Here is a 9,454-nt window from a genome sequence, read left to right on the forward strand (position 1 = left end):
CAGGGCCAGCGGGCGCCACTTAGCGCCAGAACGGCTTGCTCAGCTCTTCGTAGCGTTGAGCTTCGCTGATACCGGCGTCAGCCAGCAGGCGCGAATCCAGGCGAGCCAGTTGGTGGCGGCTGGAGATGCGGCGCTGCCACAACATCAGGTTGGCGAGAACGCGCAAAGGCAGGGAAGCCTGGGTGTTTACAGCTTTTTCTTCGAAGAACAGTTCGGAACTGAGTGTACGTTCCATGATGACATCCTTCCGCTTGTGGCGGGATTAGGTAGTGGTTTAACTGATGCCAATGATCCTCTTCCGAGGCAAGACTCTCTAGATACAGTTCACCTGTATTGTGAGAGGCCAGTTAACTGTTTAACGAGGCTGTACGGTACGAAATTGGGGCAACTGTACCTGTGCGCACTTAAAGGGTGCGAAATTACTATTTTTGAGCATGGGTGTGGGATATTTCGGTAGGAAATGACCGGTACAGCAGTACAGTTTTTTTCATAAGTGTGTGTGGGTTCACCGAGCTGATCAAACTGTCTTTGCATCAGCCCGGATCTGTACTCATCAAGCCTTGAGCATGTGCCCGGTTTCTTCCAGATTGATGTGCCAACTCAGTGCTTCGCGCAGGATGTGCGGCGTATGCCCGCCGATGGCGCAGGCCGCATCGAAGTAAGTGTTGAGCGCATCGCGATAGGCAGGATGCACGCAGTTATCGATGATGACCCGGGCGCGCTCCCGTGGCGCCAGGCCCCGCAGATCGGCAAGGCCTACTTCGGTGACGAGAATGTCCACGTCATGTTCGGTGTGGTCCACATGGCTGACCATCGGTACCACGCTGGAAATCGCGCCGCCTTTGGCAATGGACTTGGTAACGAAGATCGCCAGGTGCGCATTGCGGGCGAAATCCCCGGAGCCACCGATGCCGTTCATCATCCGCGTGCCGCAGACATGGGTGGAGTTGACGTTGCCGTAGATATCGAACTCCAGCGCGGTATTGATGCCGATGATGCCCAGGCGGCGTACCACTTCAGGGTGGTTGGAAATTTCCTGCGGGCGCAGCACCAATTTGTCTTTGTAGTGCTCAAGGTTGCCGAACACATCGGCATTACGCCGCTCCGACAAGGTAATCGAACTGCCGGAGGCAAAGCTCAGCTTGCCGGCGTCGATCAGGTCAAAGGTCGAATCCTGCAACACTTCCGAGTACATGGTCAGGTCTTCGAACGGCGACTCGATCAATCCGCACATCACTGCGTTGGCAATATTGCCGATGCCGGCTTGCAGCGGGCCGAGTTTGTTGGTCATGCGCCCGGCATCGACTTCTTGCTTGAGGAAGTTGATCAGGTGATTGGCGATGCCTTGGGTGTCGCTGTCAGGCGGCGTTACCGTAGAGGCGGAGTCCGCCTGGTTGGTGATGACGATGGCGACGATCTTCTCGGGCGGGATCGGAATCGCGGTGCTGCCAATACGGTCGTCGACTTTCACCAGCGGGATTGGCGTGCGCGTCGGCCGGTAAGTCGGGATGTAGATGTCGTGCAGCCCTTCCAGGTTCGGGTTGTGCGCCAGGTTGATCTCGACGATCACCTGTTTGGCAAAAATCGCGAAGCTGGCCGAGTTGCCTACGGAAGTGGTGGGCACGATATGCCCCTGCTCAGTGATCGCGACGGCTTCGATCACGGCGATGTCGGGCAATTTGAGCTGATTGTTGCGCAGTTGCTCGACGGTTTCCGACAGGTGCTGGTCGATAAACATCACCTCGCCGGCATTGATCGCCTTGCGCAGGGTGCTGTCGACTTGAAAGGGCATGCGTCGTGACAGTACGCCGGCTTCGGTCAACTGCTTGTCCAGGTCATTGCCCAGGCTGGCGCCGGTCATCAGCGTGATTTTGAGCGGCGAAGTCTTGGCGCGTTCGGCCAGGGCGTGGGGGACGGCCTTGGCTTCACCGGCACGGGTGAAGCCGCTCATGCCGACGGTCATGCCGTCCTCGATCAGTGCAGCGGCGTCTGCCGCGCTCATGACCTTGTTCAACAACGAAGGCAAGCGGATACGATCACGGTACATGAATTGTTATCTCTGGCTACGGAAAGCAAGGTGGGCAGTGTAGTGATTTCAAAAAGTTTCGGCCCGCTACCATGGTCGAATGCCAGGTCGCGATTTAGAGCCTTTGGTCGGGTTTCATGTGTGTGCAAAGCGGGACGCGGAACACCCCGTTCCCACGCAGAACGGGGGAACCATAAAAAAACCCCAGCCTACGTGAGGCCAGGGTTTCGGGTATTGCGCTGGCGCAGTGTTATTCGACGGCTTTGACCATGTCTTCGATGACCTTCTTGGCATCACCGAACACCATCATGGTCTTGTCCAGGTAGAACAACTCGTTATCCAGGCCCGCATAGCCGCTGGCCATCGAGCGCTTGTTGACGATGATGGTCTTGGCCTTGAACGCCTCGAGGATCGGCATGCCGGCGATGGGTGAGTTCGGGTCGTTCTTGGCGGCCGGGTTGACCACGTCGTTGGCGCCCAATACCAGCACCACGTCGGCCTGGCCGAACTCGGAGTTGATGTCTTCCATCTCGAACACCTGGTCGTAAGGCACTTCGGCCTCGGCCAGCAATACGTTCATGTGCCCCGGCATACGGCCCGCCACCGGGTGGATCGCGTACTTTACGGTGACGCCGTGGTGGGTCAGCTTCTCAGTCAGTTCCTTGAGCGCGTGTTGTGCCCGCGCGACCGCAAGGCCGTAGCCTGGGACGATAATCACGGTGTCCGCGTTGGTCAGCAGGAAGGTGGCGTCATCAGCGGAGCCGGACTTCACCGGGCGTGCTTCTTTGGAGCCCGTCGCAGCGCCAGCATCCGGCGCATTGCCGAAACCGCCCAACAGCACATTAAAGAAGGAGCGGTTCATCGCCTTGCACATGATGTACGACAGGATCGCGCCGCTGGAGCCCACGAGGGAACCGGCGATGATCAGCATCGAGTTGTTCAGCGAGAAACCGATGCCCGCCGCTGCCCAGCCGGAATAGCTATTGAGCATCGACACCACCACGGGCATGTCGGCGCCGCCAATCGGGATGATGATCAGCACACCCAGCACGAAGGCCAGGGCCAGCATCAGTGCAAATGCGCTGAGATTGCCGGTGAACATGAACGCCAGGCCCAGGCCCAGGGTTGCGAGACCGAGCACCAGGTTCAGTTTGTGTTGGCCGCCGAACTGTACCGGTGCGCCCTGGAACAGGCGGAACTTGTACTTGCCCGACAGCTTGCCGAATGCGATCACCGAGCCGGAGAAGGTGATTGCACCGATAGCGGCACCGAGGAACAGTTCCAGGCGGTTACCGGCCGGTATCGAATCGCCCAAGTGCTTGACGATACCCAGGGACTGCGGCTCGACCACGGCGGCAATGGCGATGAACACCGCTGCCAGGCCGATCATGCTGTGCATGAAGGCGACCAGCTCGGGCATCTTGGTCATTTCAACACGCTTGGCCATGATCGAGCCGGCGGTACCGCCAACCAATAGGCCAACGATGACGTAGCCGATACCGGCAGTCGCCAGTTCAGCCCCCAGCTTATAGATGAGGCCGACGGTAGTGAGTACCGCCAGCGCCATGCCGAGCATGCCGAACAGGTTGCCGCGCCGCGAAGTGGTCGGGTGCGAGAGGCCTTTGAGGGCCTGGATGAAACAGATCGACGCGATCAGGTAGAGCGTCGTCACGAGGTTCATGCTCATTACTTGGGCGCCTCTTCTTTTACTTTTGGGGCTTTCTTCTTGAACATTTCAAGCATTCTGCGGGTGACCAGGAAGCCACCGAAGACATTTACCGCCGCCAGGGCCACGGCCAGTGTGCCCATAGTCTTGCCCAACGGGGTGACGGTCAGCGCGGCAGCCAGCATGGCGCCGACGATGACAATCGCGGAAATGGCGTTGGTCACGGCCATCAGCGGCGTGTGCAATGCGGGTGTTACGTTCCAGACCACGTGATAACCGACATAAATCGCCAGCACAAAGATGATCAGGTTGTAGATACCGGGGGAGATAAGCTCTTCCATCGTCTGAATCCCTGCTTAGGCGTTTTTGCGGATGACTTGGCCGTCGCGGCACATCAGGCACGCGGCGACGATGTCGTCTTCGAGGTTGATTTCAAACTGCCCTTCCTTGGTGAAGACCAGCTTCAGGAAGTCCAGCAAGTTGCGCGCATACAAGGCCGACGCATCGGCGGCGACAGCGCCCGCCAGGTTGGTCGGGCCGCAGATGATTACGCCGTTTTCCACCACGACCTGGTCGGCCACGGTCAGCGGGCAGTTGCCACCTTGGGCTGCAGCGAGGTCGATGACCACCGAGCCGGGTTTCATCTGCGCTACGGTATCGGCGCTGAGCAGGGTCGGAGCCTTGCGGCCCGGGATCAGGGCGGTGGTGATGACGATATCGGCCTGTTTGGCGCGTTCGTGCACGGCCAGGGCCTGGCGCTGCATCCAACTGGTGGGCATCGGGCGTGCGTAGCCCCCGACACCGACGGCGCATTCACGCTCTTCATCGGTTTCGTAGGGAACGTCGACAAACTTGGCGCCCAGGGATTCGATCTGCTCCTTAACCGCCGGGCGTACGTCGGACGCTTCGATCACCGCGCCCAGGCGCTTGGCCGTGGCGATGGCTTGCAGGCCCGCCACGCCGGCACCAAGGATCAGTACGCGTGCGGCTTTTACAGTGCCGGCAGCAGTCATCAGCATCGGCATGAAGCGCGGGTAGTGGTGAGCGGCCAGCAACACGGCCTTGTAACCGGCGATGTTGGCTTGCGAAGACAGCACATCAAGGCTTTGAGCGCGTGAAGTGCGCGGCGCGGCTTCCAGGGCGAAGGCGGTGATGCCGCGCTCGGCGAGCTTGGCGATGGTTTCGTTGCTGAACGGATTGAGCATGCCCACCAATACGGTGCCACTTTTGATCAGCGCAAGTTCGCTGTCGCTGGGGGCAACCACTTTGAGAATCAGCTCGGCGCCAAATGCGTCGTTGGCGCTGCCAATGGTGGCGCCTGCCGTTTCATAGGCACTGTCGACGATGCTGGCATTGATGCCTGCGCCGCTTTGTACAGTGACCTTATGGCCCTGGCCGATCAGCTTCTTGATGGTTTCCGGGGTGGCAGCCACCCGCGTTTCACCGGTCTGGGTTTCGAGAGGAACACCAATGTGCACGTCAAATCTCCTGCATGATCTTTTTGCTTTTGATCTTTTTGTAAAAAGGCCAGTGCACCGCGAGTGGTGCAACTGGGGCGGCCGATCAGCACGATCCCGCTGAAATGACAGCGGGGCGCGGCATTTTGCAGGCGAACTTTACGGCCATCAAGGGATTATGACGGGTGACGAAAAATTAACTACAAGTCACCCTGTGACTGATTGTCGCAACAGGCTGAAATAACCTCTTTAAATACAGGTCTTTAAAGGCGTTCAGGCGTTTTCGGTCCGTTTTTCCATTGCCAGTGTGAATAGTCGTGCATTGACCGGTAAGAGTCGCTACGAGCCATGAAATACATGGCTTTTAGCCTTATTTTTGGCTGACAAGTACAGTCTGTTTAAATGCGACATATACGTACATCTGTAGGCTCTTAATTTATTTGACTACAAAGTCAGTAATTGCGCTTTGTCCTTCATTTACTTGGGTTGTAGCGTCTTGACTGGTCGACCAGCCAGTCCCTGAATGCATGCAGAGAGGCAGATTCGACCTTTCTGTCAGGAATCATCAGGTAATAAGCCTTTTCGCTGGTCAGTGCTTCAGTGCTGGCGATTACCAATTGTTGCTCCTTCAGCTCCTGCTGGATGAGGAAAGGAGGGATCAGTGCGATGCCCATGTCATGTATGGCCGCTTGAGACAGCATCGAGAATAGCTCGTATCGAGGGCCTGTCATGTCGCGAGGGATGCTCAGTTGTTGGGCGTTGAACCATTGGCGCCAGGCGTAGGGGCGTGTGGTCTGCTGCAGCAGTGGCAGCTCGGCGATCTGTTGAGGGGTGAAGTGCGTGCGGTCGCCGAGTAAGCGCGGGCTGCAGACCGGTACTGGGTTTTCGCCCATCAGCCTGTGGGATTGCGTACCCGACCAATCGGCATCTCCGAAGTAGATCGCCGCATCGAACTCGGTATCGGCGAACAGGAAGGGGCGTGTGCGGTTCGTCAGGTTCACCGTGACTTCCGGGTGCTGATGTTGAAAGTCCTTCAGGCGTGGGATCAGCCACTGCGTGCCGAAGGTGGGCACCACCGCCAGTTCGATCACATTGGCGCCTTGCTGGCCCATTACCGACAAGGTGTCGCGCTCCACGGCGTCCAGCTGTGTTGCAACCCTACGGCTATAAGACAGCCCCGCCTCCGTCAGCTTCACGCCGCGGCGTGAGCGGCGAAACAGCTCGACACTCAAAAACTCCTCCAGGCTGGCGATCTGTCGGCAAATCGCGCCTTGGGTGATGGAAAGCTCCATTGCTGCCTTGGTGAAGCTCTCATGGCGGGCTGCTGCCTCAAAGCTGATGAGTGCGGTGGTACTGGGGATTTTCCGGCGCATGTACATTGCCCTCACAGATAAAGCGCATTTATGGGCTTTTTGAGTGTTACGAAGTGAGAAATTAGCACAAGCCTATGCAAAAACCTCGTTTGCCCTCTGCGCAGACCGCGCCTAGTCTGGATCCACGACTTCTGATTTTTTCGCGAGGACTTATTCATGGCTGGCAAGGCAAGCTTCAACTGGATCGATCCACTGCTGCTGGATCAACAGCTCACCGAAGAAGAGCGCATGGTGCGTGACAGCGCCGAGCAATTTGCGCAGGACAAGCTGGCTCCTCGTGTGCTCGAAGCCTTCCGCCATGAAAAGACAGACCCCGCTATTTTCCGTGAGATGGGCGAAACCGGTTTGCTGGGGGCAATGATCCCCGAGCAATACGGCGGCAGCGGGTTGAACTACGTCAGCTACGGTTTGATTGCTCGTGAGGTCGAGCGTGTCGACTCCGGCTATCGCTCGATGATGAGTGTGCAGTCTTCCCTGGTCATGGTGCCGATCAATGAGTTTGGTACCGAGGCGCAAAAACAGAAGTATTTGCCCAAACTGGCCTCTGGTGAATGGATCGGTTGCTTTGGGCTGACCGAGCCCAACCATGGTTCCGATCCGGGCGCGATGATTACCCGTGCACGCAAAGTGGATGGCGGCTACAGCCTGACCGGCGCGAAGATGTGGATCACCAACAGTCCGATTGCGGATGTGTTTGTGGTGTGGGGTAAAGACGATGCGGGAGATATCCGTGGCTTTGTCCTGGAAAAAGGCTGGAAAGGTCTGAGCGCTCCGGCTATCCACGGCAAGGTGGGGTTGCGGGCTTCCATTACCGGTGAAATCGTCATGGATAACGTATTTGTGCCGGAAGAAAATATCTTCCCGGATGTACGTGGTTTGAAAGGGCCGTTTACCTGCCTTAACTCGGCACGGTACGGGATCTCCTGGGGTGCGCTGGGGGCTGCTGAGTTCTGCTGGCATACCGCGCGCCAGTACACACTCGATCGCCAGCAGTTTGGTCGCCCATTGGCTGCCACTCAGCTGATCCAGAAGAAGCTGGCAGACATGCAGACCGAGATTACCTTGGCCCTGCAAGGTTGCCTGCGCCTGGGGCGGATGAAGGATGAGGGTACGGCGGCGGTGGAGATCACTTCGATCATGAAGCGTAACTCGTGTGGCAAGTCATTGGACATCGCGCGCATGGCCCGGGACATGCTGGGCGGTAACGGCATCTCTGACGAGTTCGGGGTGGCACGCCACCTGGTCAACCTGGAAGTGGTCAATACCTATGAAGGGACCCATGACGTGCATGCCTTGATCCTGGGGCGCGCGCAAACCGGTCTTCAAGCGTTCTATTAATGGGAGCATGGGCATGGGCGCGCTTTCGCATCTGCGAGTGCTGGATTTGTCGAGAGTACTCGCGGGCCCTTGGTCCGGGCAGATTCTTGCAGACCTTGGGGCCGAGGTGATCAAAGTCGAAAGGCCGGGCAGCGGCGATGACACGCGCGCTTGGGGCCCTCCCTTCCTTAAGGATGCGGATGGCGAGAACACCAGTGAGGCGGCGTACTACCTGTCGGCCAACCGTAATAAAGAGTCGGTGACCATCGATTTTACGCGACCTGAAGGCCAGAAACTGGTACGCGACCTGGCTGCCAAGTCGGACATCCTGATCGAAAACTTCAAGGTGGGTGGCCTTGCGGCGTATGGGCTGGACTACGAGTCCCTCAAAGAGGTTAACCCGGAGCTGATTTACTGCTCCATCACGGGGTTTGGCCAGACGGGCCCCTATGCGATGCGCGCCGGTTACGACTTCATGATCCAGGGTTTGGGTGGGCTCATGAGCCTGACGGGGCGGTCTGAAGGGGATGAAGGCGCCGGGCCGGTAAAGGTTGGCGTAGCCTTGACCGATATCTTGACCGGGCTCTATTCGACCGTGGCGATTTTGGCTGCGCTAGCTCATCGCGATCACGATGGTGGTGGGCAGCATATCGACATGGCGTTGCTGGATGTGCAGGTGGCTTGCCTGGCGAATCAGGCGATGAATTACCTGACCACCGGGGCGCCGCCGAAGCGCCTGGGGAATGCTCACCCTAATATCGTGCCTTATCAGGATTTTCCAACGGCCGATGGAGATTTCATTCTCACCGTAGGCAATGACGGGCAGTTCCGTAAATTCGCTGAAGTCGCTGGGCAACCACAATGGGCGGATGACGTGCGTTTCGCCACCAATCGCGCACGGGTGGCTAATCGCGCGGAGCTGATTCCCTTGATTCGCCAGGCGACGGTCTTCAAGACGACCGCTGAGTGGGTGTCGCAGCTGGAGCGAGTGGGCGTGCCGTGTGGGCCGATTAATGATCTGGCGCAGGTGTTTTCCGATCCTCAGGTCAAGGCGCGTGGCTTGGCGGTGGAGTTGCCTCACGCATTGGCGGGGATGGTGCCTCAGGTTGCGAGCCCGATACGCTTATCCAAGACGCCTGTGGAGTATCGGAGTGCGCCTCCTCTATTGGGGGAGCATACGCTTGAGGTGCTGCAGGGAGTTCTGGGGCTGGGAGCTGCTCATGTGGCTGCGTTGAAGGAGGCGGGTGTTATTTGAGTTTTCCCTTCTATATAGAGGCGCAGTGGGGGAGTTGGTTGTTTTTTAACCGAAGCTAACTTATTGATAGAAAAGCAAAATTAAGAGTTGACGGCGAATTATATCTGTCTATAATTCGCCCCACTTCCGGCGCAGTCGAAACAGAAAACTCTTTGGTAAACAATGAGTTATGTGGTTTTCGACAGCGGGTTGCTTCAGTTCATCGAAGCCAAAAGGAAGTTGAAAAAGAGGTGTTGACAGCAGCGTGTAACGCTGTAGAATTCGCCTCCCGCTTACGAGAGATCGCAAGCGCAAGTGGTTGAAGTTGTTGAAGAAATCTTCGAAAACTTCTGAAAATAACCACTTGACAGCAAATGAGGC

Annotated in this window: 9 protein-coding genes; 2 read left to right on the top strand and 7 right to left on the bottom strand. The window is 57.6% G+C overall.

Annotation, left to right across the window (positions count from 1 at the left end; translation table 11 throughout):
* Positions 1-19: 19 nt before the first annotated feature.
* The 6 genes from HBO10_RS09175 to HBO10_RS09200 all read right to left on the bottom strand — a co-directional run bounded on the left by HBO10_RS09175 (position 20) and on the right by HBO10_RS09200 (position 6,522).
* A complete protein-coding gene (locus HBO10_RS09175; protein WP_003187413.1) occupies positions 20-235 on the bottom strand; it encodes a DUF1127 domain-containing protein in 216 nt (71 codons plus the stop codon).
* 318 nt (positions 236-553) lie between these two features.
* Positions 554-2,047: an acetyl-CoA hydrolase/transferase family protein gene (locus HBO10_RS09180; RefSeq protein WP_003187414.1), complete on the bottom strand. Its 1,494-nt coding sequence runs from the start codon at positions 2,045-2,047 to the stop codon at positions 554-556.
* A 229-nt stretch (positions 2,048-2,276) separates the two neighbouring features.
* On the bottom strand, positions 2,277-3,713 hold the full coding sequence (locus tag HBO10_RS09185) for an NAD(P)(+) transhydrogenase (Re/Si-specific) subunit beta (RefSeq protein WP_034129251.1): 1,437 nt from the start codon (positions 3,711-3,713) through the stop codon (positions 2,277-2,279).
* The gene (locus tag HBO10_RS09190) at positions 3,713-4,033 is read right to left on the bottom strand and encodes an NAD(P) transhydrogenase subunit alpha (RefSeq protein ID WP_003187417.1); all 321 of its coding nucleotides are present in this window, start codon (positions 4,031-4,033) and stop codon (positions 3,713-3,715) included. Before HBO10_RS09190 ends, HBO10_RS09185 begins: the two co-directional genes overlap by 1 nt.
* A gap of 15 nt (positions 4,034-4,048) precedes the next feature.
* Positions 4,049-5,170: a Re/Si-specific NAD(P)(+) transhydrogenase subunit alpha gene (locus HBO10_RS09195; protein WP_034129252.1), complete on the bottom strand. Its 1,122-nt coding sequence runs from the start codon at positions 5,168-5,170 to the stop codon at positions 4,049-4,051.
* A gap of 452 nt (positions 5,171-5,622) precedes the next feature.
* Positions 5,623-6,522 (bottom strand): LysR family transcriptional regulator, encoded by a 900-nt coding sequence (locus HBO10_RS09200; protein ID WP_034129262.1) that lies wholly within the window; start codon positions 6,520-6,522, stop codon positions 5,623-5,625.
* Between the two features lie 156 nt (positions 6,523-6,678).
* Between HBO10_RS09200 and HBO10_RS09205 the strand changes: the two genes are divergently transcribed.
* Both HBO10_RS09205 and HBO10_RS09210 read left to right on the top strand, forming a co-directional pair.
* A complete protein-coding gene (locus HBO10_RS09205; protein ID WP_003187423.1) occupies positions 6,679-7,860 on the top strand; it encodes an acyl-CoA dehydrogenase in 1,182 nt (393 codons plus the stop codon).
* A gap of 13 nt (positions 7,861-7,873) precedes the next feature.
* The gene (locus tag HBO10_RS09210) at positions 7,874-9,094 is read left to right on the top strand and encodes a CaiB/BaiF CoA-transferase family protein (protein ID WP_034129253.1); all 1,221 of its coding nucleotides are present in this window, start codon (positions 7,874-7,876) and stop codon (positions 9,092-9,094) included.
* 108 nt (positions 9,095-9,202) lie between these two features.
* Here the strand turns inward: HBO10_RS09210 and HBO10_RS31110 are convergent.
* On the bottom strand, positions 9,203-9,454 hold a 252-nt coding region (locus tag HBO10_RS31110; RefSeq protein WP_222937090.1), incomplete at its 5' end, for a hypothetical protein.

It is taken from the genome of Pseudomonas sp. WS 5503 (genome assembly GCF_012985385.1).
Taxonomy (GTDB): domain Bacteria; phylum Pseudomonadota; class Gammaproteobacteria; order Pseudomonadales; family Pseudomonadaceae; genus Aquipseudomonas; species Aquipseudomonas paracarnis.